The sequence below is a fragment of the Marinobacter sp. P4B1 genome (assembly GCF_001447135.1).
Lineage (GTDB): Bacteria > Pseudomonadota > Gammaproteobacteria > Pseudomonadales > Oleiphilaceae > Marinobacter > Marinobacter vinifirmus.
This window is the reverse complement of the sequence record NZ_LLXM01000014.1, coordinates 34,564-59,491: the sequence shown is the minus strand read 5'-3', so window position 1 is coordinate 59,491 and position 24,928 is coordinate 34,564. Positions and strand designations below refer to the sequence as shown.

Below are 24,928 nucleotides of genomic sequence, written 5' to 3'. Positions count from 1 at the left end.
TTCATACAATCGTTAGCAACCGCCGGTTTGTACGGTCACAGAAATTGGCGCTTCAGAACCACTCGTATCATTTGCCGCGGTATATTTCACCCGGCATTGGTCCGATGTATCAGTTGTCGTTGCCCCCTCATCAGGCGCAATGTAATAAACAATTGAATCTCCTGCATCAGGACCTGCACCTGTCGAGTCTTTCGAGTAGTCGGAGCTAATCTGAGCCGCCTTCTCGATACCATTTTCATCCGCAGTTGGGTAACCGGCAACCATATCAATAGTAACGCCTTCAAGAATTACATCAGCATCAGACGCTGAGCCGTCAGCCAACTGACGCGCATGGGCAATAGAAGCAGCAGATCTCATAGAGCCTGCCAAACCATTAATCGACGACACTCTCGCTTCAGTACCAAAATCCGCAAACCGCGGCAAAGCAAACGCCGCCAGAATACCCAAAATCACAATCACCATGACCAGTTCGATCAGGGTGAAGCCTTTCTCTTTTCTGTTCGGAATCATATTTCTCATAGGATTTCTCCGTTAGATTGATTAACTAGGTCTTACGTGAAAATTACTGGTTTTCAGTGGTTTCGATGTCACCGGTAGACGCATCATAAGTGATGTTCTTTTCATCAGCTGTACCCGCAAGGCCATCTACCTGGTAGGTATAGGTACATACGGAGTCCGCACCAGTGACCACGTAGTCAGGCGCAGTGCCGGTAATCGTCGGCGCATTAGATTGCAGAACACCTTCCCATACTTGCTCGCAGCGGCTGGGGTTCATGGCAGCGGTTCCGTCAGCTTCTCCGGTATAGCCACCGGTGTAGGCTACCGGCCAGCCGCGGCTGGAAACGTTCAGGTCGCCGTCACCGAAGCCTTCGAGGGTGTCGGTCGCTGCTGTAAGGCCATTCGCAACCCACTGAGCCTTTGCCAAGGCCACACCCGCAGCCAATGCACCCGCAGTGGCTTTGACGTTCGAGCTATGCGCCTCTTCCGAAAGCTGCGCAAACCGCGGCAACGCAAACGCTGCCAGAATAGCCAGGATGGCGATTACCACCACCAGTTCAATCAGGGTAAAACCTTTGTTCCGTTGCTTAGCGCTCATTTAATTCTCCTCAGAGTGTTAAAGCTTATTGATAATTATCTCATGTGTTCTGATGACCATTCCCTACTGACTTACGCTTACTTGATGGTCGTCAATTTCCCTCAGTTTCAGGCCAGTAGCCCGCTTGTTTTTATTATTTCCCTGAGTGGCCGGTGCGGCGTAATCCACCTGCACCTGCCATATAAACGGTGCGCCGGGCTCCCTTCGGCGACCTTCCAGCAGCAGGGGCTGGCCGGGTTGGTAAACCAGCCATTGCTGCTGTGGGTTGAAGCACCAGCCCGGTTTGTCCGGGGCCAGTTCCTCGCAACTCGTTTCAACTTGCGCCCCGGTGCCAAAGTCCAGCAGGGGCAGCGGGTTCAGGCCGGCCAACTGTTCCAGGGTTTCGCCCCGGGTCAGTATGGCTTCGGCACTGCGCACTACCAGGGCACTGCGCACCTGGTTCAGCATCAGCCGCGCACTTTGCTGCTCGGCCCGGTACTGGGTTTGTTCTATGGCGTCCAGCAAAAACCACATGGCAATGGCCAGTATGCTGAAGGCAACCAGTGCCCGGAAGCGGCGGTGGTTGTCTGCCGCTGTCCGGCCGTCCGGGCCTGCCAAGGCTTATCCCCGCCCCATGGCGGCGGATCCCAAATCCCATATTGGCAGGAATACGCCGAGCGCCAGAATAAGTACCAATACGCCCATCACCACAATCAGTATCGGCTCGATGGATTCCGCCAGCCGCTTCAGGCCGTAGTCCACGTCTTCGTCGTAGAAATCGGCCACGTTGTTGAGCATGTCGTCTACCGAGCCGGTTTCTTCGCCTACCGCAATCATCTGCAGAATCAGCGGGTTGAACATACCGCTGCTGCGGGCGGTGCGCAGCAGGCTGTCACCCCGCTCAATGCCCTGGCGCATGTCTTTGAAGTGGCTGGCCAGCCAGGCGTTGTCGGTGGCATCGGCCACTACGCTCAGTGCACTGGTTACCGGCATGCCGGCCCGCAGCATGGTGGCGAAGTTGCGGGCGAAGCGGCTCAGGGTAATCAGCTGCAGCAGCGGGCCGATCACCGGTAATTTCAATTTGTACCTGTCCCATACCAGCCGGCCTTTTTCTGTTTGCACCCACTGGCGCAGCAAGACGGCGGTGGCCGCTGTGGCAAACAGCATCACGTACCAGTAGTTCAGCAGGAAGTTGGAGGTGCCCACCAGAACCTGGGTGAGCAGCGGAAGGTCTGCACCCATGCGTTCAAACACGTTGGCAAACTTGGGAATCACCAGGAAGTTCACCACCATCAGGGCCGCCAGCAGGGCCACAATCACAAAGATGGGATAACGCAGCGCCTGTTTTACCCGGCGCTTGGTGTCCCGTTCCAGTTCCAGGATTTCCGACAGGCGTTTGAAGGCATCGTCCAGCAGGCCGGTGTTTTCGCCTACGTGAATCATGGCCACGAACAGGTCGGAGAAAACTTCCGGATGGGCCTGCATGGCGGTGGCCATGGTGGTACCGCCTTCCAGCCGGTTGCAGACATCTTCCAGCACCTCTGCCAGTGCCGGCGAGCGGGTGGTTTCCGCCAGCCCGCGCAGGGTGCGGATCAAGGGTATGCCGGCCTTGGTGAGTGCGTGCATTTGCCGGCAGAACACGATCAGTTCGTCCAGGGTGACCTTGTCGGCAAAAATATTCAGGTTCAGTTTGCCAAGGGATGCGCTTTTCTTTTCCTGCTGTTCCCGGATGGCCAGCGGGGTAATACCGCGGCGCATGAGTTCACTGGCCGCGGCCTCGGCACTGGCGGCGGTGAGCAACCCCTGCTGGACAGCGCCACGGCTGTCTTTGCCCCGGTAACTGAACTGCATCAGCTGGCACCCTCACTGGTTGCCGCTACCCGGGCGACTTCCTGCAGGGAGGTTACGCCCTGCAAGGCGTAGTCCATGGCACACTGGCCCAGCGGCCGGAACAGCGGGCTGCGCCGGGCGGCCTTGGTGAAGTCGCTGACATCCCTACGGCGCAGGGCATCAAGCATGTCTTCGTCCATTTCCAGCATTTCATAGACGCCCACCCGGCCCCGGTAACCGGTATTGCTGCACTGGTAGCAGCCACGGCCTTTTACGAAGCCGGCCTCCATATCCAGCGGGTCCAGGTCGAACGACTGCAGCCAGATCTGCTCCTGCTGGCTGGGTTCGTAGGTTTCCTTGCAGTTGTCGCATACCCGGCGCACCAGCCGCTGGGCCACCACGCCCAGCAGGGAACTGGCCACCAGGAAGGGTTCGGCACCCATGTCGATCAGGCGCATGGCGCTGCTGATGGAGTCGTTGGTGTGCAGGGTGGACAGCACCAGGTGGCCGGTCATGGCGGCACGCAGGCCGATCTCGGCGGTTTCCTGGTCTCGCATTTCGCCCACCAGGATGATGTCCGGGTCCTGGCGCAGGGCCGAACGCAGAATGCTGGAGAATTCCAGCCCGATTTTCGGGTTTACCTGCACCTGGGTAATGCGCGGCAGGCGGTATTCCACCGGGTCTTCGGCGGTGATAATTTTCACTTCCGCGTTGTTCAGTTCGCTCAGGGCACCGTATAGGGTGGTGGTCTTACCGCTACCGGTGGGGCCGGTAACAAGCACCAGGCCGTGGGGCTTTTTGATCAGTTTGCGGAAGCGTTCCAGCAGCTTGGGCGGCATGCCGGTGCTTTCCAGGTTGAGCAGGCCTTCACTCTGGTCCAGCAAACGCATCACCACCGATTCGCCGTACTGCACTGGCATGGTGGATACCCGCACATCAATGCTGCGGCCTTTCACCCGCACGTTGAAGCGGCCATCCTGGGGCAGGCGTTTTTCGGAGATGTTCAGGCCGGCCATCAGTTTCAGGCGCAGCACCAGCGCGGCGTTTACGCGCTTTTCTTTCATCACCTGTTCCTGCAACACGCCGTCGATGCGCTGGCGAATGCGCACCACGGTTTCATCCGGCTCGATGTGGATATCGGAGCTGCGGGCCTGCACCGCGTCTTCAAACAGGGTGCGCAGGAGTTTCACCACCGGTGCATCGGCGCTTTCGGATTCGGCAGACAGTGCGGCCAGGTCGAAGGCGTCGTCACCCAGTTCGTCTTCCAGCTCTTCGGCCAGGGAGGCGATTTCATCGGTACGGCGGTAGACCAGGTCGAGGGTGTTCAGCAGTTCGCTTTCGCGCACCACGGCCTGGCGTACCGGCTGTTTAAGTACGCGCACCAGTTCGTCGTAGGCGAAGATATCCAGCGGGTCGGCCATACCTACCAACAGTTCGCCACTCTGTTCCGCCAGCACAATGGCGCGGAACCGGCGCGCCATGGCTTCCGGCAGGCGTTTTACCAGTTCGCCGTTAAACTGGTAGTGGCGCAGTTGCACGAAGGGCACGTTCAGCTGGCGCGACAGGATGTTCAGCAGGGTATCTTCGTCCAGGTAACCCAGCTCGATCAGGGTACGGCCGAGCTTGCGGCCGGTGCTTTTCTGCTCGCGCAGGGCCACCGACAGCTGTTCTTCGGTAATAACCTCGTTCTGGACCAGCAGGTCACCGATCCGGATTTTCTTTTTCGGTTCCGTACTCATGATCCCGCCTGTAATGCATTCAGTCGCTGCCGGGCGTAATCCGCCAGCGAGGGCGACAGGCCCGGCAAGGTCGCCGCCTGGGCATAGGCCTGCACCGCACTGCGGGTGCGGCCGCCGGTTTCCAGCGCAATGGCCAGGCCCAGCCACCAGGCGCCACGGCTGTCGTCGTAGGCAATCAGTTCAGACCAGTGGCCGGCAGACTCTTCCGCCTCGCCCGCTTGCTGTAACAGGGTGGCTAACGTCACCCGGTATTCAATGCCGTCGGCAACCGGTGGCACCCGGCTTTGCAGGGTGGCCACGGCTGTATCCAGGTTCCCCTGCTCCAGCAAGGCCCTTGCCCGCAGCAAGCGCAGGCCGGCGTGTTCGTTAGTCAGGCTTTGCGGCAACCATTCCAGCGCTCGGCCAGCCATGCCCTGCACCAGCATTTCCCGGGCGAAGATTTCCCGGCTGTTGGGCGCCGGCTGGCTTTCCGTTACCCGTGTTAGCAAGTTTTCTGCGGCTACGTTGTCGCCACTGGCCAGCAGCCTTTGCAGTTCACGGCTGGTGCGCAGGTCGATGGCTTGCGGGGTTTCCCGGGACTGTTTTACCTGGGCGACCGGGGCCGGCTGTTCAGCTGCAACTGCGACCTCTTGTTGTGGCTCTGGCCGAACCTCCGGCTGGGGTTCTGTCTTCGGTGCCGGGGCGGCGGCTACCGGTTCCGGCTGTTTCGGGGCCTCGGCAACCTTCACCGCAGGCTCCGGTTTGGGCGCTTCTACGGTAACAGGCTCGGCGATTGTTGCCGCCGGCTCAGGAGCGGCAACCGGCTCCGGCTCTGCCGGTTTGATCGGCTGCGGCTGCACCGGCTCGATTTGCGCCACCGTTTCAGTGGTTTCAACCGTTGGCTCGGCGCTGTTTTTGGCAAGCAGCCACCAGGCTACGCCGGCCGCCAGCAAAGCCAGCACCAGCAGCACAATCAACACCGGTACAGCCCTGGAGCCGCCTGTGGCCTGTGCGGTCTGGCCGGTGTAGGCCGCAGATACCTGTGGTTTGTTCTGGCGCTGTTCGGCCTGGCGCAGGGCATCGTTCAGAAGGCTCATAACCAGCCCCCCAGCCAGCCCACGGCACGGGCACTTTCGGTGTCTCGAACCGCCTGTAATACGTGTTTGCGGGCAACCTGCCGGTCACCTTGTCCCCAGGCTGCCAACAGGGCTTTATGGGCGAGGATATTCACCAGGCGAGGAATGCCACCAGAGGCCCGCCAGAGTACTTTCAACGCGCCGGCGGTGAACAGGTCTGCTCCGTTATGGCCAGCCTGGGCCAGGCGGTGGCGCAGGTACTGGCCAACGGCGTCACGGCTCAGGGGTTGCAGGCGGGTCTGGAAGGTGATGCGCTGGCGCAGCTGGCGCAGGCTGTCTTTGGCCAGCATGGTATCCAGTTCCGGCTGACCGAACAGTACCACCTGCAGCAGCCGGGTACTTTCGGTTTCCAGGTTGGTCAGCAGGCGCAGGGCTTCAATGGTGGCCTCAGGCATGGCCTGGGCTTCATCAATCACCAATACCGCCGGCCGTTGTTCCATGGCCAGTTCAATCAGGCGCTGGTTCAGGGCTTTCAGCACCTGGTGCATATTGGCGCACCGGCTGACATCCACACCCAGCTCTTCCGCCACCGCTTCGTACAGAGTTTCCGGGGGCAGGCCCGGGTTGGGCACGTAGGCGGTGCAGGCGTCTTTATCCAGTTCGTTCAGCAACAGGCGGCACAGCAGGGTCTTGCCGGTGCCCACCTCGCCGGTTACCTTGATGAAGCCCTCACGCTCGCGCAGGGCCACAAGCAGCAACTCCAGAGCTTCGGAATGGCTGGGCGCCCGCAGGAAATAGCGGGTGTTGGGCGTCAATGCAAACGGTGCTTCCTGCAGTCCGAAATGGCTCTGGTACATCAGCGCGGAGCACCCTCGGGTTGCGGCTTCACAGATTCAGACGATTCCAGCAACTCCCGCAGCACGTTCATGCGTTCACGGCTGGCCCTTACATCCGCCTGCATCTGGCTGGCGTTGGCCACCACCGGGCGCAGCAGGATCACCAGCTCGCTCTTGCGGGATTCAAACCGGCGCTGTTTGAACAGCTCGCCCAGCAGCGGGATTTCACTGAAGAAGGGTACGGCAGAATTGTCGTCTTCGCTGGAGCTCTGGATCAGGCCCCCGATCACGACGATCTGGCCACTCTCGGCGCGTATGACGCTATCGGTTTCCCGTACGGTACTGCGGGCCAGCGGCAGGGTGACATCCCGCTCACCAATGGTGATGATTTTTTCCTGGTCCGCCACTTCGCTGACCGACGGGTGTACATGCAGGGTAATGGCGCCGTCTTCGGATATCTGCGGGGTAACGTCCAGGGAGATACCGGAGAAGAAGGGCGTCAGTTCCACCGAGGTGGAGGTGCTGTCGGTGGCGGTAACGGCCGAGTTGTTGTCGTCGAAATCAATGTCGGTCACGAAGAACTCGTCGGTACCTACCTTGATCACGGCTTTCTGGTTGTTGATGGTGGAAATGCGGGGGCTGGACAGGATCTGGACATTGCCCTGCTGGCCCAGTAACTGGATCAGGCCGGTGAAATCGCCCGCACTGACGGTGGCAGAGAACAGGCCACCGATATCCGGTGAGCGAAGCGCCTGGCCACCGAGCGACTGAGAGGTGAAGTAGTTGGCACGGCCGGCAGAGCTTTGGACATCCGCCCAACTAATGCCTTGCTGGTATCCCTCGTTCAGGGTTACTTCCAGAATCTTGGCTTCCAGCACCACCTGGCGCTGCATGATCAGCTCCGTGCGGCGCAGATAGTCTTCCACCATACGCAGGTCTTCGGAGCCGGCGCGCACCATCACCAGGCCGGCACCGGGGTTTACCACTACCTGGCCACCGTCCCGGCCAACGATCATGGCCAGGGCATTCTGGATATCCTGCCAGAAGTCGGATTCGGTCTGGGTGGAAATGGTGGTGCCCACCAGGTTACGGGTTTCGCCGGAACTACTGTTGTCACTGGAGCCGCTGTCGTTATTGCTGCGGGCACTGCTGACCTGGCCGGAGCTGACCCGGGTTTCCGAGCCGCCCTTGCGCTTGAAGTGCAGGTAGTCAATCGGGAACAGGCGGGTCTGGACTTCATCTGCCGCCACCCGGAACAGGCGGCCATTGCGGGTAATGTCCAGGCCGTAGAGGTCTGCGGCGATATCCATCACTTCCGGCACGGTGACATCGCCCAGGCGCAGGCTGATGTTTGAGGTAACACCGGGGTGAACCACCACGTTGTAGCGGGTGCCTTCCACCAGCGCCGCAAAGAAACTGGCAGCGGGAATGCCGGATGCGTCTACATCAAAGCGTTCGTCCTGCTGCTGGCTGCTGCTCAGGGGTGGCAACAGCTGGCTGCTGATGTCGGCGGGCAATGCTCCCGGCGCAGTGCCAACCTGGCCAGCACCTGCACCTTGCTGCTCGGCCCGGGCCAGTGTGCTGTCAATCTCGCCGGCCACTTCGGTTGAGGTGGCGGCAGACGTGCGCATCAGCGGGTTATTGCTGCAGGCGGCCAGCGTAAGCGCCACCATGGCTGCAGCTATGGGTCTGATCGTGGTCATTGTCATCCGGTTGCCTGTCATTGGGTTATCCGCACCTGCGGCAGCGTTGGCGGATACAGCACTCTGGGCTGGCCCCTGTCGGTTACTTCTACCTTGTCGCGGTGAATCCGGCGAACCCGGATACCATCGTGGTCATCACCTTCCCGCAGGGCTACGCCGTTAATCACTGCCACACGGCGCTGGCTACCAAGCAGGATAGAGCCCAGCTCGATATCCCTTGGCGCTACGTTCTGTACCGACGCCGGGCGGGCATCGGGGGGCCGGGTCGGGTCTTGCAGGGCATGGGCCCCGGCACTTGCGAACAGGGCCAGCACCATCGCCAGCCCGAAAATTGCTGATCTCATCTCACACTCCCAGCCAGGCTGCTTCCAGACTCAGGGTTCTTACCCGGATACGGGCCTCACCCTTGGGCCAGCTGCCGGCGTCATAAATCAGCTGCAGCCAGCCGATGCGGTCGTCCATAGACTCCAGCCGCTCAAGGTAGTTCAATACGTTCAGGTAGCCGCCTGAGATTGTCAGTTCCACATCGTGGGCATACAGCAAAGGCTCAGGCGCCCTGGCCTCGCTGCCATCTGGCGCAACGCCCTGCTCCCCGTATACCGGCTGCGGCGCCAGCAGGCTCAGGGATTCCAGCGTCAGCCCCTGCTGGGCTGCCAGCATGTTCCGCAGCAATGCCACCATATCCCGGGGTGCGATCAGCTGGCCGGTGGTTTCGGTAATCTGCTGATCCAGTCGCTCAAGGCGGTTTTGCCGGGCGGCCAGGCGCTCCCGCAGTTCTGCAGACGGGTCACGCTCCAGTTGACTGCTGAGGGTTTGCTGCTGGCTGAGCAGGTTGTCCCGGTTAGCAGAAAGGGTCTGGATACGATTGTTCAGCTGCTGCTTCTGCGCGTCTACCGGAGCCACAAACAGCTCCCAGCCAAGCACCAGCACCAGTACGCACAGGGTTACCGCAATCAGGCCCCGTTCACGAACCGGGCGTTCGTTGTACCAGGCTGCGCCCGCAGCCAGCTGTTCGGAGAGCTTACTCACTGGCACCTCCGTTATGTTCTGTGGCCATGCGGAACTCCACCCAGCCAGTATTCTCTTCTTCGTCCGGGCGGCTCAGCTGGAAATGCCGGAAGGTTTCGCCGGCAAATACCGGTTCGTTACCCAGCTGTTCCAGGTAACCGGGCACCAGCTCCGGCGAACGTGCGCGACCTTCCAGCTTCAAGGACGCAGGAGAGGACTCCAGCGTGATACCGGTAAGCCACAAGTTCTCCGGAATCTGGCGCGCCAGGGCGGCCATGCGGCCCGAGAAACCCGACTGGTGATTGCCAGTCAGCCCTTCTACCCGCTCGAGCAAACGCTGCCGGCGTGAGATGGTATCGGTCACCCGTTCCAGCGCCAGCTCCAGTTCCGGGTCTGGCCGCTGCTGTTCAACCTGCGCCGACAGGGTTTCTACCGCCTGCTGCAATTGAGTTGTTTGCCGTTCGATGGCATCCGCCTGACCGGCCAGCTGTTGGTTCTGCCAGTTGCCGTAGGCCATGGCGGCCAGCACCAAAACCGCAACCAGCACCACAAGTACCACGCAGGTGCCAGCGCTCAGGCGCTGCCGGACCGGCCGGAGTTCCGGTACATAAAGGTTGACCTGCTGCTTCATGTACCGCTTCTCCCGGATGGCAGGCCGGCACTCCAGGCCAGCAGGCAACGGCTGTCCAGGTCAGAGCTCATGGCGAACTCTGACCAGTCGGGCGTTTCTACCGCAGAGCCCAGGGAAGATGCGAGCATGGACGACAAGGGCAGCACCGCATCCTTCGCCACCAACCGGATGCCGGAGGGTGGCACCTGCCCCAGCTGGCTTTCGAAGTAATCCAGTGAACGCTGGATTTCCAGCGCCAGGGATTGCACGGCATTATCCTGCCGGCCGGCATCCTGCAAATCATCGTAGGACAACTCAAGCCGGCGGGACAGATACAGGGTTTCGCCCCGGCAGATCACCATCTGGCCATACCGGTTGCGAAGATGCACCAGGGTAACGCCCCGGCCGGCAGAATCCAGCGCGGCCGCAAAGTTGCGCAGGGCCAGCTCGGCGATGTCGATGCGCTCAAGCTCCATCCCGGCATCGTGCACCAGGTTGATCAGCTCCTGCACCAGGGATTTACGGGCCGCCACCAGGTTCACCAGGGGCCGGCGACCACGGGAAGCGTCTTCCGGAAATTCGAAGACGTCTGAAACCGCGTCTGACGGGCTGAAGTCCAGAAAGTCTTTCAGCTTCCACTTCAGGGCATCCGCCAGTTCGGTATCGTCTACCCCTTCCGGGCGGTCCACCTGAAACACCTGGTACTGGTCCATGGGCAACACCAGGGTAACCGGCACTTTGCGCCAGCCCTGTTCAGAGACCAGCCCGGCCAGGGTCGCACTGCGCTGGGCCGGCATGCACTCGGCAAAGCCGGCCTTCTGGCCAGGCAAACCCGGGGCGCTGGCCCAGGCAATGCCGTCGGCCCGGATTTCCAGGCACACTTTGCCCGCTGATGTTCCGGGCCGGAACAGCCTTGTCAGTGAATGAACCGCAGAGGTCAGGATCATGAATTCCCTGGTATCGAAATCGGAGGATTGCCAAGTGCAGGCAACAGTCCTGAATGTTCAAAAATTCGGCGAATTTTACATAGCCTTACATGATAGATGAGAAGTTGAACCTAACTCCACGGTTTGCGGAAGATTTCACGGAAATTTTGCAAGTTGGTAACAAAAAAGCCCGCGCAGAGCACGGGCCTTTGATCTGTCTTAGAACGGGATATCGTCATCGAAGTCGTCAATCGGCTCCGGCATGCCGCCGCCCTGCTGCTGGGGCGGCTGGTTGCTGTATCCGCCACTCTGGTTACCCTGACCACCCTGCTGCTGTTGCGGGGGCGGGTTGTTGTAGCTGGCCGCTTGCTGGGGCCGGCCCTGGGGCGCCCCCTGGTTCATGCCGCCTTCGCCACCACGGCTGTCGAGCATCTGCATCTGGCCGTTGATATCCACCACGATCTCGGTGGTGTAACGGTCCTGGCCGTCCTGCCCCTGCCATTTGCGGGTTTGCAGGCGCCCTTCGATATACACCTTGGAACCTTTGCGCAGGTACTGCCCTGCCACTTCAGCCACCTTGCCGAACAACACCACCCGGTGCCACTCGGTTTTCGGTACCAGCTGGCCGGATTGACGATCCTTGTAGCTTTCATCGGTCGCCAGGTTGAGGTTTACCACCGCGTTGCCGTTCGGGGTGTAACGGGTATCCGGATCCTGGCCCAGATTACCGATAAGAATTACCTTGTTTACGCCTCGTGCCATTGTATGCTCCTGGTCTCTTTTGCTGAACGCCTGCGTTCCATGCAGGCATCCTGTGTTTTAAGTAGTGCTACCCTGCCGCACAAATTCAAAGTGCGCAAGCTGCTCTTCCCGAAATTGCTGACGGTCTACCTTCAGGTAAGCCATGGCGGCCTCTTCCACGATCACTACGTCTTCCACGCCCGGCAGTTTTCTCAGGTTCTGGTCGATCTCGTCAAAACTGATACTCACGGCGTTTTTCAGCTGTACCACAAAACTGGTGGTGTAACCCGGTGCAGGCATGGTTAACGCCACCAGCAGCCAAACCACCAGCGCTGCGGCCATCAGCCAGAGCACACCTTCCAGGCCAGCCGTCTGCAACAGCCATCCGCCCAGTGCGCCGCCCAGAAACGCGCCGAAGAACTGGGAAGTGGAATACACGCCCATGGCCGTACCCTTGGCCGCGGCCGGGGCTTCTTTGCTGATCAGCGACGGCAAGCTGGCTTCCAGCAGATTGAACGCCATAAAGAAGAAGAATAGCACAGCCCACGCCAGCCACAGGCTCTGGCCGACACCGGTCATCGACGCAGCCGCCAATGCCAGCAGGGCGATGGCGCCGCATAGCACCGGCTTCATTTTCCGTTTTTTCTCGCCAACGATGATGAACGGCACCATGGCGAAGAACGAGGTAATCATAACGCTGAGATAGAACCACCAGTGGGAACTGGCCTTCAGCCCCAGTTGGTCCTGCAACATGGTGGGGAACACCAGGAACAGCGCGGTCAGTACAAAGTGCAGGATGAAAATGCCGACATCGAGCCGTAGCAGCCGGCCATCAGCCAGGACACGGCTGACCATTTCCCGGGCCGGATGGGTGTCGGCACTGACCTTGTGCTGGTGCGGTGTGGGCACAACCCGGGCAACCACCACCAGCGCCAGAACCGCCAGTACCGCCGTGGTATAGAAAATCCCGGACAGCCCCCAGGCAGCACCCAGCAGCGGGCCCATAACCAGGGAGACCGAAAACGACAGGCCAATGGAAATGCCCACGGTGGCCATGGCCTTGGTGCGCTGCTCCTCCCGGGTGAGATCACTGAGCAACGCCATCAGCACGCTGGCAATCGCACCGGCGCCCTGAAGAATCCGCCCGGCAATAACTACGTATATGGAATCGGTAGCGCCAGCCAGCACACTACCGGCTGCGAACAGAACCAGGCCGATGTAGATCATCCGCTTGCGGCCAACCCGGTCTGACAGCAAACCGAACGGAATCTGCAGCAGTGCCTGGCTCAGGCCGTAGGCACCAATTGCGAAACCGATCAACGCGGGCGTAGCGCCTTTGAGGTCGCTGCCCAGCAAAACGAAGACCGGCATTACCATGAACAGGCCCAGCATACGCATGGCGTATACCGATGCCAGAGCTACTACTGAGCGTTTTTCAAGCGCGTTCATGCTAACCCGTGCCGGACTGGTTGAATGTATAGGCGCAGCCTGTCACTGCGAGCGGCGCATTGTACCAGAAGCGCTATGCAGACGGGACTACTCACAACGGGGTGGCAGAAAGCGGCTGCGGGCGGCCTAGAGCAGCCAGAGGAATCTGTACACGGTTTAGCCGGCGCCACCCGAAAACGATATAATCGACGTTTTTACCCAAGCGAGGTGTTATGGATCATATCCAGATCAAGGGTGCACGCACCCACAACCTGAAGAACATCGACCTGGATATGCCGCGGGACAAGCTGATTGTCATCACAGGCCTTTCCGGTTCCGGTAAATCTTCCCTGGCGTTCGATACGCTGTATGCCGAAGGCCAGCGCCGGTACGTGGAATCGTTGTCCACCTATGCCCGCCAGTTCCTGTCGATGATGGAAAAACCCGATGTGGACCACATCGAAGGCCTTTCCCCGGCCATTTCCATCGAGCAGAAGTCCACCTCCCACAACCCGCGCTCCACTGTGGGTACCATTACCGAGATATACGACTACCTGCGCCTGCTGTTCGCCCGCGCCGGCGAACCCCGCTGCCCGGACCACGGCCAGCCGCTGGAAGCCCAGACCGTGAGCCAGATGGTCGACCAGGTGATGGCCATGCCGGAAGGCAGCAAACTGATGATCCTGGCCCCGGTCATCCGGGATCGCAAAGGCGAACACCTGCAGGTAATCGATACCATGCGCAGCCAGGGCTTTATCCGCTTGCGGGTCGACGGCACCGTTTACGACATCGACGACGTGCCGGCGCTGGATAAAAAGCGCAAACACCAGATTGATGTGGTGGTCGACCGGTTCAAGGTGAAAGAGGGCCTGGAGCAGCGGCTCGCCGAGAGCTTTGAAACCGCCCTGGAGCTGGCAGACGGCATTGCCCTTGTCGCGCCCATGACCGGCGAAGGCGAGGAACACACCTTCTCAGCCCGCTACGCCTGTACCCAATGCGGCTACGCCCTGAGCGAACTGGAACCCAAGCTGTTTTCTTTCAACAACCCGGCCGGCGCCTGCCCCACCTGTGACGGCCTGGGCGTGCGCCAGTTTTTCGACGCCGAAAAGGTTATCCAGAGCCCGGAAGCCACCCTGGCTTCCGGCGCCATCAAAGGCTGGGACCGCCGCGCCGTGTACTATTTCCAGATGCTCACCAGCGTGGCGGAGCACTATGGCATTGATCTGGAAACACCCTGGGAGGAGCTGCCGGAAAACTTCCAGCAGGCCCTGCTGTATGGTTCCGGCGATGAAGACATCACCTTCCGGTATGTGAACTCCCGCGGCCATATCATGGAAAAGGCCCACCCGTTCGAGGGCATACTGCCCAACCTGGAACGCCGCTACCGGGAAACCGACTCCCAGAGCATGCGGGAAGAACTCGCCCGCAACCTCAGCACCCAGCCCTGTAAGGATTGCGGCGGCTCACGCTTGCGCCGCAGCGCCCGCCATGTGTTTATCGAAGAGCGTACCCTGCCGGAAATCACCCGACTGCCCGTCGGCGACGCCCATCGCTACGTGAGCGAACTGGCCCTGCCCGGGCGCAAAGGTGAAATTGCCGAGAAAATCCTGAAAGAAGTGCGCGAACGCCTGCAATTCCTGGTTAACGTCGGGCTGGAATACCTCACACTGGAACGCAGCGCCGACACCCTGTCCGGCGGTGAAGCCCAACGCATCCGGTTAGCCAGCCAGATTGGCGCCGGCCTTGTGGGCGTCATGTACATACTCGATGAGCCATCCATAGGCCTGCACCAGCGTGACAACGACCGCCTGCTGGCCACCCTCACCCACCTGCGGGACCTGGGCAACACCGTGATCGTAGTGGAGCACGACGAAGACGCCATCCGCGCCGCCGACTACGTCATCGACATCGGCCCGGGCGCCGGCGTACACGGCGGCGAAATCGTCGCCCGCGGCACCCCGGCCGAGATCATCGCCAACCCGGCGTCCATGACCGGCCAGTATCTCAGTGGCGAAAAGGAAATTGCCGTTCCCAAAGCCCGAAACAAAGGCAACGGCAAAAAACTCGTGCTATCCGGCGCCTCCGGAAACAACCTGCAGAACGTCACCCTGAACCTGCCACTGGGCGTGATGACCTGCATCACCGGCGTATCCGGCTCCGGCAAATCCACCCTGATCAACGCCACCCTTTATCCGGTGGCAGCAGCCAAGCTGAACAAAGCCACCAGCCTGAGCCACGCCCCCTACAAAAACCTCAAGGGCCTGGACCACCTGGACAAGGTCATCGACATAGACCAGAGCCCCATCGGCCGGACTCCGAGATCCAACCCGGCCACCTACACCGGCCTGTTCACCCCCATCCGTGAACTCTTCGCCGGCACCCAGGAAGCCCGGTCCCGAGGCTACAAACCCGGCCGATTCTCCTTCAACGTCAAAGGCGGCCGTTGCGAAGCCTGCCAGGGCGATGGTGTCATCAAGGTAGAAATGCACTTCCTGCCCGACGTGTACGTGCCCTGCGACATCTGCAAAGGCAAACGCTACAACCGAGAAACCCTCGAAGTACGCTACAAAGGCAAAAACATCAACGAAGTGCTGGAAATGACCGTTGAAGAGGGCCGTGAATTCTTCGACGCCGTGCCCTTCATCGCCCGAAAACTGCAAACCCTGATCGACGTGGGCTTGTCGTACATCCGCCTCGGCCAAAGCGCCGTCACATTGTCCGGCGGAGAAGCCCAGCGGGTAAAACTGGCCAAGGAATTGTCCAAGCGCGATACCGGTAAAACCCTGTACATCCTCGACGAGCCGACCACCGGCCTGCATTTCTACGATATACAGCAACTACTGAACGTACTGGAGCGGCTTCGCGACCATGGCAACACCATCGTGGTGATCGAGCACAACCTGGATGTGATCAAAACGGCGGACTGGATTGTGGACCTGGGGCCAGAGGGTGGTTCTGGTGGCGGGCAGATTATTGCCGAGGGAACTCCGGAGGAGGTAGCGGACAATCCGGCGTCACATACCGGGCGTTATTTGAAGCCGATGCTTAAGTAGGGTTTTGGCCACGGAATCCACTGAAAAACACGGAAAGATTAAAGACAAGGACGTTTTTGCCACGAAAACCACGAAAGGACACTAAAAATAAGCGTTTTTTACAAAAGGCATTCCCCGGAAGACCGGTCGGTCAGGGTGGTGTGGGTGAATTTTCTGCCGGAAAAAGATGTCTGAGCGAAGCGAGTTGTTTTTCCAAAGAAAATTCACCCACACCACCCTGACCAGCCCCCGATACTTTCAGGTGACAGGCACAAAAAAACCGGGCCCTTTCGGAACCCGGTTTTTTTTCAGGACTGAACGGAGATTTTACTCTTCGCCTTCGTCCACTTCTTCAGCTTCGATGTCCAGAGGACGGCCGACCAGCTCTACGAATGCCATAGGGGCATTGTCGCCAGCACGGAAACCGCACTTCAGGATACGAAGGTAACCACCCGGACGCTCGCTGTAACGGGGGCCCAGCTCATCAAACAGCTTGGCTACCGCAGCATCGCTACGCAGGCGTGAGAACGCCAGACGACGATTTGCTACCGAATCATTCTTTGCGAGCGTGATCAACGGCTCAGCTACCCGACGCAGCTCTTTGGCTTTCGGGAGCGTCGTTTTGATCAGCTCGTGCTCAACCAGTGACGCAGTCATGTTACGGAACATGGCCTTGCGATGCGCACTGGTCCTGTTGAACTTACGACCACTCTTACGATGACGCATTGCTCTGATTCCTTACCTTAAACTAATCGGCGATCAACCGCCCAGAACCCGGTCATCACCACGAAGGCTTGCCGGCGGCCAGTTATCAAGACGCATACCCAGAGACAAACCACGGGACGCAAGAACGTCCTTGATCTCGGTAAGCGACTTTTTGCCAAGGTTAGGCGTCTTCAGCAGCTCCACTTCGGTGCGCTGGATAAGATCGCCGATATAGTAAATGTTTTCAGCCTTCAAGCAGTTAGCTGAACGCACAGTCAATTCCAGATCATCAACCGGACGCAGCAGAATCGGATCAATTTCTTCCTCTTCTTCCACGCGCTCTGGCTCTTTCTCATGATCGAAATCTACGAACACCGCCAGTTGCTGCTGGAGGATGGTAGCCGCCCGGCGAATTGCTTCTTCCGGATCGATAGTACCGTTGGTCTCCAGGTCAATAACCAGCTTGTCCAGGTCTGTACGCTGCTCAACCCGAGCGCTCTCGACGGCATAAGCCACACGACGAACCGGGCTGAACGTAGCATCAAGCTGCAAGCGTCCGATGGCACGAGTTTCGTCCTCGTCCAGACCACGCTGATCAGCCGGCTCATAGCCGCGGCCACGTGCAACACGCAAGCGCATGTTCACTTCGCCGTTTTCGCTCAGGTGACAGATCACGTGCTCCGGGTTAGCGATTTCCACATCGTGGTCCAGCTTGATATCGCCGGCAGTCACTACGCCCGGGCCTTTCTTGCTGAGCGTGAGCTCAGCATCGTCACGGCCGTGCATCTTTACGGCGACGCCTTTGAGATTCAGAAGAATCTCGATGACGTCTTCCTGGACACCTTCAATGGCACTGTACTCGTGCAGGACACCGTCGATCTGTGCTTCAGTCACGGCGCAGCCCGGCATTGAAGACAGAAGAATACGACGCAGCGCACTACCCAGGGTGTGACCGAAACCGCGTTCAAGCGGCTCCAGGGTCACCTTGGCGCGCGCGGCGCTGGATTCTTTCACGTCAATGGTACGAGGTGTCAATAACTCATGTACTGAACGCTGCATAGACGCCCCTATCTGCTATCGTTGCTAACTGGGCTTTACTTGGAGTAAAGCTCGACGATGAGGTTCTCGTTGATGTCGGCCGGCAGTTCAGTACGCTCAGGTACTGACTTGTAAACGCCGGACATCTTGTTGGCGTCAACCTCTACCCAGCTTACCGGTGCGCGGCTACCAGAGAGTTCCAGAGCGCCTTTAACACGCAGCTGGTTCTTGGACTTTTCGCGCACACTCACAACGTCACCCGGCTTAACCTGGTAAGACGGAATGTTCACCGACTTATCATTCACCAGGATCGCCTTGTGAGAGACGAGCTGACGAGCTTCCGCACGGGTAGAACCAAAGCCCATGCGATATACAACGTTATCCAGACGGCCTTCCAGAAGTTGCAGCAGGTTTTCACCGGTTGCGCCCTTCCGACGGGCAGCCTCTTTGTAGTAGCTACGGAACTGCTTCTCAAGCACACCGTAGATACGACGAACTTTTTGCTTCTCGCGAAGCTGCAAGCCGTATTCGGACAGACGACCGCGACGCGCGCCGTGCATACCCGGCGGAGTCTCGATGTTGCACTTGGAATCGAGCGCGCGTACGCCGCTCTTCAGAAAAAGATCTGTCCCTTCACGACGAGACAGCTTGCACTTCGGGCCTATATAACGAGCCATATTTCACTGTCTCCTGTGTTAGACGCGGCGCTTCTTGGGCGGACGACAGCCGTTGTGGGGAATCGGCGTCACATCAGTGATGTTGGTGATCTTGTACCCGCAGCCGTTAAGCGCGCGTACAGCGGATTCACGTCCGGGCCCAGGACCCTTAACCTCTACGTCCAGGTTTTTAAGGCCGTATTCAGCAGCCGCATTACCGGCTCTTTCAGCTGCTACCTGCGCAGCAAAAGGTGTACTCTTACGTGAGCCGCGGAAACCGGAACCACCTGAGGTGGCCCAGGACAGGACGTTGCCCTGACGGTCCGAAATGGTCACGATGGTGTTGTTGAAGGACGCGTGAATGTGCGCGACGCCATCAACAACCGTCTTTTTCACCTTTTTACGGGTACGTGTACCTGGCTTTGCCATGTTTGCCTACCTGTTACTTACGAATAGGTTTGCGAGGACCTTTACGGGTGCGGGCGTTGGTCTTGGTGCGCTGACCACGGACCGGAAGGCCGTGACGATGGCGCAGACCACGGAAGCAACCGAGATCCTTCAAACGCTTAATGTTCATCTGTACTTCACGACGCAGATCGCCTTCGACGGTAAACTTGCCCACTTCAGTACGAAGTGCTTCAAGCTGCTCGTCGCTCAGGTCTTTGACCTTGGCGTCCGGCTTAACGCCGGTTGCATCGCAAAGCTTCTGGGCTGTTGTCTTGCCAACACCAAAGATGTAGGTCAGCGAGATAACAGCATGTTTGTGATCGGGTATATTGACACCGGCTATACGTGCCATCCAAATTACTCCGCGTTCAAAGCTTTGCTGTGTGAATTTTCCGCCACAAAAAGGGCGCGAAATAATAGCGCCTGACCCGTGGTCGAGTCAAGCGCCACTATTCCGAACCCCTTCTGCAATGTCAGTGCGATTCCGGAGAATCAGCCCTGGCGCTGCTTGTGGCGAGGCTCCGAGCAGATGACTCGTACTGAGCCATTGCGTCGAATTACTTTGCAGTTACGGCAAATTTTCTTTACCGAAGCGCGTACTTTCATTGTCGACTCCAGTTTTCAAGGGGAACGGCTTAATCAGCCGTTCCGACCATAGCCCTTGAGATTGGATTTCTTCATCAGTGATTCATACTGATGGGACATCAGGTGCGACTGAACCTGCGCCATGAAATCCATCACCACGACTACAACAATCAGCAGAGACGTACCACCAAGATAGAAAGGCACGTTACCCGCAACCATCAGGAACTGAGGGAACAGGGATACTGCTGCAATATACATAGCCCCGAACAACGTCAGACGGGTAAGCACACCATCGATGTACTTGGAAGTCTGTTCTCCCGGACGAATACCCGGGATAAACGCGCCGGAACGCTTGAGGTTATCCGCAACTTCTTTGGGGTTGTACATCAGCGCTGTGTAGAAGAAGCAGAAGAAGACTACTGCTGCTGCGAACAGAATGATATACAAAGGCTGGCTCGGCGCCAATGCCTGGGACACATCGCTCAGCCATTCCATGCCTTCACCCTGGCCAAACCACTGACCGAGCGAAGCCGGGAACAGCAGGATGGAAGAGGCAAAGATCGGCGGAATAACACCGGCCATGTTCACCTTCAGCGGCAGGTGGCTGGACTGCTGGGCAAATACCCGGCGCCCTTGCTGCCGCTTGGCATAGTTGATGGTAAGCCGGCGCTGGCCCCGCTCCATGAAGACCACGAAGCCGACAACCGCGATTGCCAGGACACCAATACCGAGCACTACCAACAGGCTCATTTCACCGTTACGGGCCTGCTCCAGGGTCTGACCAATAGCCCCCGGGAGACCGGCAACAATCCCTGCAAAAATCAGCAGGGAAATACCGTTACCGATACCACGCTCGGTGATCTGCTCGCCAAGCCACATCATGAAGACGGCACCACACACGAAGGAAACAACCGCCACAAAGTGGAAGCTGAAGCTGTCGTTAAAGGTAACGCCCTGAGAGGCCAGCCCCACAGAAATACCAAAGCCCTGAACCAAGGCCAGGATAACCGTACCATACCGGGTGTACTGACTGATCTTGCGACGACCAGCCTCGCCTTCTTTCTTCAGCTGCTCAAGCTGCGGACTAACCGCAGTCATGAGCTGCATGATAATAGAGGCAGAAATGTACGGCATGATACCGAGTGCGAAGATACTCATGCGCTCAAGCGCACCACCGGAAAACATGTTGAATAGACTCAGGATAGTACCCTGATTCTGGTCAAACAGTGCCGCCAACCGGTCCGGGTTGATGCCTGGAACCGGGATGTGGGCACCGATCCGGTACACCAACAACGCCAGGAAGACGAACCAGAGCCGCGAACGCAGCTCTGCAAATCCTTTTCCGGCGCCCGCAGGCAATGATGCTGTCTTGGCCATTTAGTCCTCGACTCGTCTTAGTCTTCGACTTTCCCACCCGCGGCAACAATTGCCTCGCGTGCGCCTTTGGTGACACGTAGCCCTTTAACGGTTACAGCGCGGTCCAGCTCGCCAGACAGCATAACCTTGGCTTCGCGAATTTCTTCACGAATGATGTCAGCCTTTTTCAGTGCAGCCAGGTCGACTACATCGCCTTCTACCTTCGCCAGTTCGTTCAGGCGAATCTCAGCAACGTAACGCTGCTGGCGGGAGGTGAAACCAAACTTCGGCAGACGACGGGCCAGAGGCTGCTGACCACCCTCGAAACCAGGGGCTACAGAGCCACCGGAACGGGATTTCAGACCTTTGTGACCGCGACCGCCGGTTTTACCCAGACCGCTACCGATACCACGACCAACGCGCTTGGCGCTAGGACGTGAACCAGGTTCCGGAGCAAGTTCGTTCAGACGCATCTTAGTTCTCCTCAACCTGAACCAGGTAGTTAACCCGGTTGATCATGCCGCGAATGGAAGGAGTATCTTCCACTTCAACGGTGTGACCGATTTTACGAAGACCCAGACCCTTTACACACAGCTTGTGCTTGGGCTGACAGCCGATCGGGCTGCGGGTCAGAGTTACTTTGATCGTTTTTGCGTTCGCCATGACTTCAACCCAGAATATCTTCGACGGATTTACCGCGCTTGGCTGCAATATCTTCAGGCGCCTTCATGGCCTGCAGACCCTTGATGGTGGAACGTACCACGTTCACCGGGTTGGTAGAGCCGTAGCACTTGGACAGAACGTTCTGAACGCCTGCCACTTCCAGTACCGCACGCATCGCACCACCGGCGATAACACCGGTACCTTCAGATGCCGGCTGCATGTACACCTTGGAACCGCCGTGCTGGGCGCGAACCGGGTACTGCAGAGTGTTGCCGTCAAGCGCCACATCTACCATGTTCTTGCGAGCAGCTTCCATCGCCTTCTGGATGGCTACCGGAACTTCCCGGGCCTTACCACGACCGAAACCAACGCGTCCTTTACCATCACCCACTACAGTCAGTGCGGTGAAGGCAAAAATCCGGCCGCCTTTAACAACCTTGGCGACGCGGTTTACCTGAACCAGCCTTTCCTGGAGCTCAGGCGCCTTCTGTTCGTTAACGCTCATCTTCTCCACCTCTTAGAATTGCAAGCCAGCTTCACGGGCTGCGTCGGCCAGAGCCTGGACGCGACCGTGATAACGGTAACCTGAGCGGTCAAAAGCGACCTTCTCAATGCCTGCTGCCTTGGCACGCTCAGCAATCAGCTGACCGACCTTCTTGGCAGCGTCCACGTTACCGGTTGCACCCTGGCGCAGTTCCTTATCCAACGTGGAGGCAGTGGCCAGCACTTTGCTGCCATCTGCAGTTGTAACCTGGGCGTACATATGACGCGGAGTGCGGTGAACGCACAGACGGTCAGTACCCAGCTCACGAATCTTCATGCGCACTTTACGTGCGCGACGCAGTCTTTCGATATTCGCGCTCATAGTCCCGCCTTATTTCTTCTTGGCTTCTTTGCGTCTGACCTGCTCATCCGCATAACGAACACCCTTACCCTTATAAGGCTCGGGCGGACGGAACGCGCGAATTTCAGCAGCGACCTGGCCAACCTGTTGCTTGTCGATACCGCGAATCACAACTTCCGTATTGGACGGAGTTTCAGCGGTAACACCCTCGGGCAGCTCATACTCGACCGGATGGGAAAAACCCAGGGTCAGGTTAAGCTTCTTACCTTGCGCCTGCGCACGGTAACCTACGCCCGTCAGCTGCAGCTTGCGCTCCCAGCCTGTGGATACGCCGGCAACCATGTTGTTAACCAGCGCACGAGTAGTACCAGCAAGAGCGCGGGACTGTTTGGCACCATCGCGTGCAGCAAAGCGAAGAGTACCCTCTTCCTGCTTTACTTCTACCGCTTGGTGAATGGTGAATTGAAGTGCTCCCTTGGAGCCCTTCACGTTAATTTCCTGTCCGTTCAGCTTGACCTCAACACCGGAAGGCAGCACGACAGGATTATTGGCAACCCTGGACATGTGTATCTCCTAGAATACGGTGCAGATGACTTCGCCACCCACGCCTGCAGCTCGTGCGGCGCGGTCTGTCATAACGCCCTTGGACGTTGAGACAATCGCGACTCCCAGACCACCGGATACTTTCGGCAGTTTCCCGGCGCCTTTGTACTGGCGCAGACTCGGACGGCTAACCCGCTTGATCTCTTCAATAACCGGCTTGCCACCGAAGTATTTCAGAGTGATGGTCAGCTCGGGCTTCGCGTCAGCTGAAACAGAGAAATCCTCAACGTAACCTTCGTCCTTCAGGACCTGGGCTACGGAGACCTTCATTTTGGAAGATGGCATCGTTACGTCAGCTTTTGACGCCATCTGGGCATTACGGATACGGGTAAACATATCCGCAAGCGTGTCTTGCATACTCATTAGTATGAGGCTCCTGATCTTTTTAGTTGTGCAGCGGCGTGCCGCACCGCTTACCAACAGGCACCTGACCGAAGTCAGGTTGCCTATCTTACCAGCTTGCCTTGGTCAGGCCCGGAACGTCACCGCGCATGCCGTATTCACGGAGTTTAATCCGTGAAAGCTCGAACTTGCGCAGAACGCCGTGGGGACGACCAGTCACCTGGCAACGATTCCGAAGACGCGAAGGAGATGAATCACGCGGAAGCTGCTGGAGCTTCATTTGTGCATCCCAACGGTCATCGTCGCTGGTATTCGGGTTTTTGATAATCGCCTTGAGTTCAGCGCGCTTGGCAGCATATTTCGCTACCAGTTGCTCGCGCTTTTGCTCGCGGTTCTTCATTGAAACCTTCGCCATGTCACTCGTTCCTTATTTCTTGAACGGAAAGCCAAAGGCTTTCAACAGTTCGCGACCTTCGTCGTCGGTACCGGCAGTGGTGGTGATGGTGATATCCAGCCCGCGGATCTTGTCGACTTTGTCGTACTCGATCTCAGGGAAGATGATCTGCTCACGAACACCCATGCTGTAGTTACCGCGACCATCGAAGGATTTCGGGTTCAGACCGCGGAAGTCACGAATGCGGGGAACCGCAATGTGCACCAGACGATCAAAGAAATCCCACATGCGCTCACCGCGCAGGGTCACTTTACAGCCAATCGGCCAACCTTCACGGATTTTGAAACCCGCTACGGATTTGCGTGCCTTGGTGACAACCGCTTTCTGACCTGCCAGGCGCTCAAGATCCGCCACGGCATTCTCAATCAGCTTTTTGTCACCAACCGCTTCGCCAACACCCATGTTCAGGGTGATTTTCTCGATACGCGGCACCTGCATAACGTTCTTGTAACCGAACTCTTTCTGCAGGGCGGGTACCACTTCCTTAGTGTACTGCTCTTTCATGTTAAGCATCGTAACCACCACCGCTTACTGGTTATCGACAGCTTCGTTCGTGGACTTGAAGATCCGCACTTTGCTGCCGTCTTCCTTGATCTGGAAGCCAACACGATCGGCTTTGCCGGTCTGCGGATTAAAAATAGCCACGTTGGAAGCCTGGATAGGCGCTTCTTTCTCGACGATACCACCCGGGGTGCCGAGCATCGGGTTCGGTTTTGTGTGCTTCTTCATCATGTTGATGCCAGAAACAATCACGCGACCGTCGTCCTGAACCTTCAGGACTTTACCACGTTTGCCTTTGTCTTTCCCCGTGGTGACGATTACTTCGTCATCTCGTTTGATCTTTTTCATAACCGGCCTCTGGTCCTTTAAAGTACTTCGGGTGCCAGTGAGATAATCTTCATGAACTTCTCGTTACGCAGTTCACGGGTAACCGGTCCGAAGATACGGGTACCAATGGGAGCGTCCTGATTGTTCAGAAGTACCGCCGCGTTACCGTCAAAACGGATCAGAGAACCGTCCGGACGACGCACACCCTTACGGGTACGTACTACAACAGCCTTCAGGACCTGGCCTTTTTTCACCTTGCCGCGGGGGATGGCTTCCTTAACGGTTACCTTGATGATATCCCCAACGGTTGCATAACGCCGGTGAGATCCGCCCAGGACCTTGATGCACATAACCTGACGTGCACCACTGTTATCCGCGACTTCAAGCATTGTTTGAGTCTGAATCATGGTTGTTCTCCGGGCGA

At 58.3% G+C, this 24,928-nt stretch carries 32 protein-coding genes; 1 reads left to right on the top strand and 31 read right to left on the bottom strand.

Features of this window, described 5'->3' with window-relative positions; translation table 11 throughout:
- Nucleotides 1-12 precede the first annotated feature (12 nt).
- The 14 genes from AQ621_RS17960 to AQ621_RS10905 form a co-directional block, all read right to left on the bottom strand.
- Nucleotides 13-519, bottom strand: a complete 507-nt coding sequence (locus tag AQ621_RS17960) for a type II secretion system protein (RefSeq protein WP_058341474.1) — start codon at nucleotides 517-519, stop codon at nucleotides 13-15.
- Between the two features lie 43 nt (nucleotides 520-562).
- Nucleotides 563-1,096: a prepilin-type N-terminal cleavage/methylation domain-containing protein gene (locus AQ621_RS10965; protein ID WP_058341473.1), complete on the bottom strand. Its 534-nt coding sequence runs from the start codon at nucleotides 1,094-1,096 to the stop codon at nucleotides 563-565.
- A 63-nt stretch (nucleotides 1,097-1,159) separates the two neighbouring features.
- A complete protein-coding gene (locus AQ621_RS10960) occupies nucleotides 1,160-1,693 on the bottom strand; it encodes a hypothetical protein (protein WP_058341472.1) in 534 nt (177 codons plus the stop codon).
- Between the two features lie 3 nt (nucleotides 1,694-1,696).
- Nucleotides 1,697-2,926, bottom strand: a complete 1,230-nt coding sequence (locus tag AQ621_RS10955; protein ID WP_058341471.1) for a type II secretion system F family protein — start codon at nucleotides 2,924-2,926, stop codon at nucleotides 1,697-1,699.
- On the bottom strand, nucleotides 2,926-4,644 hold the full coding sequence (locus AQ621_RS10950; protein WP_058341470.1) for a GspE/PulE family protein: 1,719 nt from the start codon (nucleotides 4,642-4,644) through the stop codon (nucleotides 2,926-2,928). The genes AQ621_RS10955 and AQ621_RS10950 overlap by 1 nt, the downstream gene beginning before the upstream one ends.
- The gene (locus AQ621_RS10945; RefSeq protein WP_058341469.1) at nucleotides 4,641-5,720 is read right to left on the bottom strand and encodes an MSHA biogenesis protein MshN; all 1,080 of its coding nucleotides are present in this window, start codon (nucleotides 5,718-5,720) and stop codon (nucleotides 4,641-4,643) included. Before AQ621_RS10945 ends, AQ621_RS10950 begins: the two co-directional genes overlap by 4 nt.
- Nucleotides 5,717-6,556, bottom strand: coding sequence for an ExeA family protein (locus AQ621_RS10940; protein ID WP_058341468.1), 840 nt, complete (start codon nucleotides 6,554-6,556; stop codon nucleotides 5,717-5,719). Before AQ621_RS10940 ends, AQ621_RS10945 begins: the two co-directional genes overlap by 4 nt.
- Nucleotides 6,556-8,238, bottom strand: a complete 1,683-nt coding sequence (gene mshL / locus AQ621_RS10935; protein WP_058341467.1) for a pilus (MSHA type) biogenesis protein MshL — start codon at nucleotides 8,236-8,238, stop codon at nucleotides 6,556-6,558. The genes AQ621_RS10940 and mshL overlap by 1 nt, the downstream gene beginning before the upstream one ends.
- A 17-nt stretch (nucleotides 8,239-8,255) precedes the next feature.
- On the bottom strand, nucleotides 8,256-8,582 hold the full coding sequence (locus AQ621_RS10930; RefSeq protein ID WP_058341466.1) for a hypothetical protein: 327 nt from the start codon (nucleotides 8,580-8,582) through the stop codon (nucleotides 8,256-8,258).
- Nucleotide 8,583: 1 nt separating this feature from the next.
- Nucleotides 8,584-9,267 carry a coiled-coil domain-containing protein gene (locus AQ621_RS10925; protein WP_058341465.1) on the bottom strand — a complete coding sequence of 228 codons (684 nt, stop codon included), beginning with the start codon at nucleotides 9,265-9,267 and terminating at the stop codon, nucleotides 8,584-8,586.
- A complete protein-coding gene (locus tag AQ621_RS10920) occupies nucleotides 9,260-9,877 on the bottom strand; it encodes a PilN domain-containing protein (protein WP_058341464.1) in 618 nt (205 codons plus the stop codon). The genes AQ621_RS10925 and AQ621_RS10920 overlap by 8 nt, the downstream gene beginning before the upstream one ends.
- Nucleotides 9,874-10,803: a type IV pilus biogenesis protein PilM gene (locus tag AQ621_RS10915; protein ID WP_058341463.1), complete on the bottom strand. Its 930-nt coding sequence runs from the start codon at nucleotides 10,801-10,803 to the stop codon at nucleotides 9,874-9,876. Before AQ621_RS10915 ends, AQ621_RS10920 begins: the two co-directional genes overlap by 4 nt.
- A 198-nt stretch (nucleotides 10,804-11,001) precedes the next feature.
- Nucleotides 11,002-11,544: a single-stranded DNA-binding protein gene (gene ssb, locus AQ621_RS10910; RefSeq protein ID WP_058341462.1), complete on the bottom strand. Its 543-nt coding sequence runs from the start codon at nucleotides 11,542-11,544 to the stop codon at nucleotides 11,002-11,004.
- 57 nt (nucleotides 11,545-11,601) lie between these two features.
- Nucleotides 11,602-12,972, bottom strand: coding sequence for an MFS transporter (locus AQ621_RS10905; RefSeq protein WP_058341461.1), 1,371 nt, complete (start codon nucleotides 12,970-12,972; stop codon nucleotides 11,602-11,604).
- Between the two features lie 212 nt (nucleotides 12,973-13,184).
- Here AQ621_RS10905 and uvrA point away from each other — a divergent pair, with 212 nt between their 5' ends.
- Nucleotides 13,185-16,004 (top strand): excinuclease ABC subunit UvrA, encoded by a 2,820-nt coding sequence (gene uvrA, locus AQ621_RS10900; protein ID WP_058341460.1) that lies wholly within the window; start codon nucleotides 13,185-13,187, stop codon nucleotides 16,002-16,004.
- A 306-nt stretch (nucleotides 16,005-16,310) separates the two neighbouring features.
- Here the strand turns inward: uvrA and rplQ are convergent, their stop codons facing one another.
- The 17 genes from rplQ to rplN form a co-directional block, all read right to left on the bottom strand.
- Nucleotides 16,311-16,709, bottom strand: a complete 399-nt coding sequence (gene rplQ / locus AQ621_RS10895; RefSeq protein ID WP_058341459.1) for a 50S ribosomal protein L17 — start codon at nucleotides 16,707-16,709, stop codon at nucleotides 16,311-16,313.
- A gap of 33 nt (nucleotides 16,710-16,742) precedes the next feature.
- Nucleotides 16,743-17,747, bottom strand: a complete 1,005-nt coding sequence (locus AQ621_RS10890; protein ID WP_058341458.1) for a DNA-directed RNA polymerase subunit alpha — start codon at nucleotides 17,745-17,747, stop codon at nucleotides 16,743-16,745.
- Between the two features lie 35 nt (nucleotides 17,748-17,782).
- Nucleotides 17,783-18,403: a 30S ribosomal protein S4 gene (gene rpsD / locus AQ621_RS10885; protein WP_022989798.1), complete on the bottom strand. Its 621-nt coding sequence runs from the start codon at nucleotides 18,401-18,403 to the stop codon at nucleotides 17,783-17,785.
- Between the two features lie 18 nt (nucleotides 18,404-18,421).
- Nucleotides 18,422-18,811: a 30S ribosomal protein S11 gene (gene rpsK / locus AQ621_RS10880; protein WP_004580767.1), complete on the bottom strand. Its 390-nt coding sequence runs from the start codon at nucleotides 18,809-18,811 to the stop codon at nucleotides 18,422-18,424.
- Nucleotides 18,812-18,824: 13 nt separating this feature from the next.
- A complete protein-coding gene (rpsM, locus tag AQ621_RS10875; protein WP_022989797.1) occupies nucleotides 18,825-19,181 on the bottom strand; it encodes a 30S ribosomal protein S13 in 357 nt (118 codons plus the stop codon).
- A gap of 140 nt (nucleotides 19,182-19,321) precedes the next feature.
- On the bottom strand, nucleotides 19,322-19,435 hold the full coding sequence (gene rpmJ / locus AQ621_RS17345; protein WP_008174902.1) for a 50S ribosomal protein L36: 114 nt from the start codon (nucleotides 19,433-19,435) through the stop codon (nucleotides 19,322-19,324).
- A 33-nt stretch (nucleotides 19,436-19,468) separates the two neighbouring features.
- Nucleotides 19,469-20,791, bottom strand: coding sequence for a preprotein translocase subunit SecY (gene secY / locus AQ621_RS10870; RefSeq protein ID WP_036219842.1), 1,323 nt, complete (start codon nucleotides 20,789-20,791; stop codon nucleotides 19,469-19,471).
- A 17-nt stretch (nucleotides 20,792-20,808) separates the two neighbouring features.
- Nucleotides 20,809-21,243, bottom strand: a complete 435-nt coding sequence (gene rplO / locus AQ621_RS10865; RefSeq protein WP_058341457.1) for a 50S ribosomal protein L15 — start codon at nucleotides 21,241-21,243, stop codon at nucleotides 20,809-20,811.
- Nucleotide 21,244: 1 nt separating this feature from the next.
- The gene (rpmD, locus tag AQ621_RS10860) at nucleotides 21,245-21,433 is read right to left on the bottom strand and encodes a 50S ribosomal protein L30 (RefSeq protein WP_007153997.1); all 189 of its coding nucleotides are present in this window, start codon (nucleotides 21,431-21,433) and stop codon (nucleotides 21,245-21,247) included.
- Nucleotides 21,434-21,437: 4 nt separating this feature from the next.
- Complete coding sequence (rpsE, locus tag AQ621_RS10855; protein WP_022989794.1) at nucleotides 21,438-21,938, bottom strand: 30S ribosomal protein S5; 501 nt, start codon at nucleotides 21,936-21,938, stop codon at nucleotides 21,438-21,440.
- A 12-nt stretch (nucleotides 21,939-21,950) separates the two neighbouring features.
- Nucleotides 21,951-22,298, bottom strand: a complete 348-nt coding sequence (gene rplR, locus AQ621_RS10850) for a 50S ribosomal protein L18 (RefSeq protein ID WP_022989793.1) — start codon at nucleotides 22,296-22,298, stop codon at nucleotides 21,951-21,953.
- Between the two features lie 9 nt (nucleotides 22,299-22,307).
- Nucleotides 22,308-22,841 (bottom strand): 50S ribosomal protein L6, encoded by a 534-nt coding sequence (gene rplF, locus AQ621_RS10845; RefSeq protein WP_022989792.1) that lies wholly within the window; start codon nucleotides 22,839-22,841, stop codon nucleotides 22,308-22,310.
- Between the two features lie 9 nt (nucleotides 22,842-22,850).
- Nucleotides 22,851-23,243: a 30S ribosomal protein S8 gene (gene rpsH, locus AQ621_RS10840; RefSeq protein ID WP_022989791.1), complete on the bottom strand. Its 393-nt coding sequence runs from the start codon at nucleotides 23,241-23,243 to the stop codon at nucleotides 22,851-22,853.
- Nucleotides 23,244-23,331: 88 nt separating this feature from the next.
- Entirely contained in the window at nucleotides 23,332-23,637 is a 306-nt protein-coding gene (gene rpsN / locus AQ621_RS10835; RefSeq protein ID WP_022989790.1) for a 30S ribosomal protein S14, read from the bottom strand.
- A 12-nt stretch (nucleotides 23,638-23,649) separates the two neighbouring features.
- Nucleotides 23,650-24,189, bottom strand: a complete 540-nt coding sequence (gene rplE, locus AQ621_RS10830) for a 50S ribosomal protein L5 (protein ID WP_058090001.1) — start codon at nucleotides 24,187-24,189, stop codon at nucleotides 23,650-23,652.
- A gap of 15 nt (nucleotides 24,190-24,204) precedes the next feature.
- Entirely contained in the window at nucleotides 24,205-24,525 is a 321-nt protein-coding gene (gene rplX / locus AQ621_RS10825) for a 50S ribosomal protein L24 (RefSeq protein WP_022989788.1), read from the bottom strand.
- Between the two features lie 17 nt (nucleotides 24,526-24,542).
- Entirely contained in the window at nucleotides 24,543-24,911 is a 369-nt protein-coding gene (rplN, locus tag AQ621_RS10820; RefSeq protein ID WP_011784252.1) for a 50S ribosomal protein L14, read from the bottom strand.
- Nucleotides 24,912-24,928: the final 17 nt, after the last annotated feature.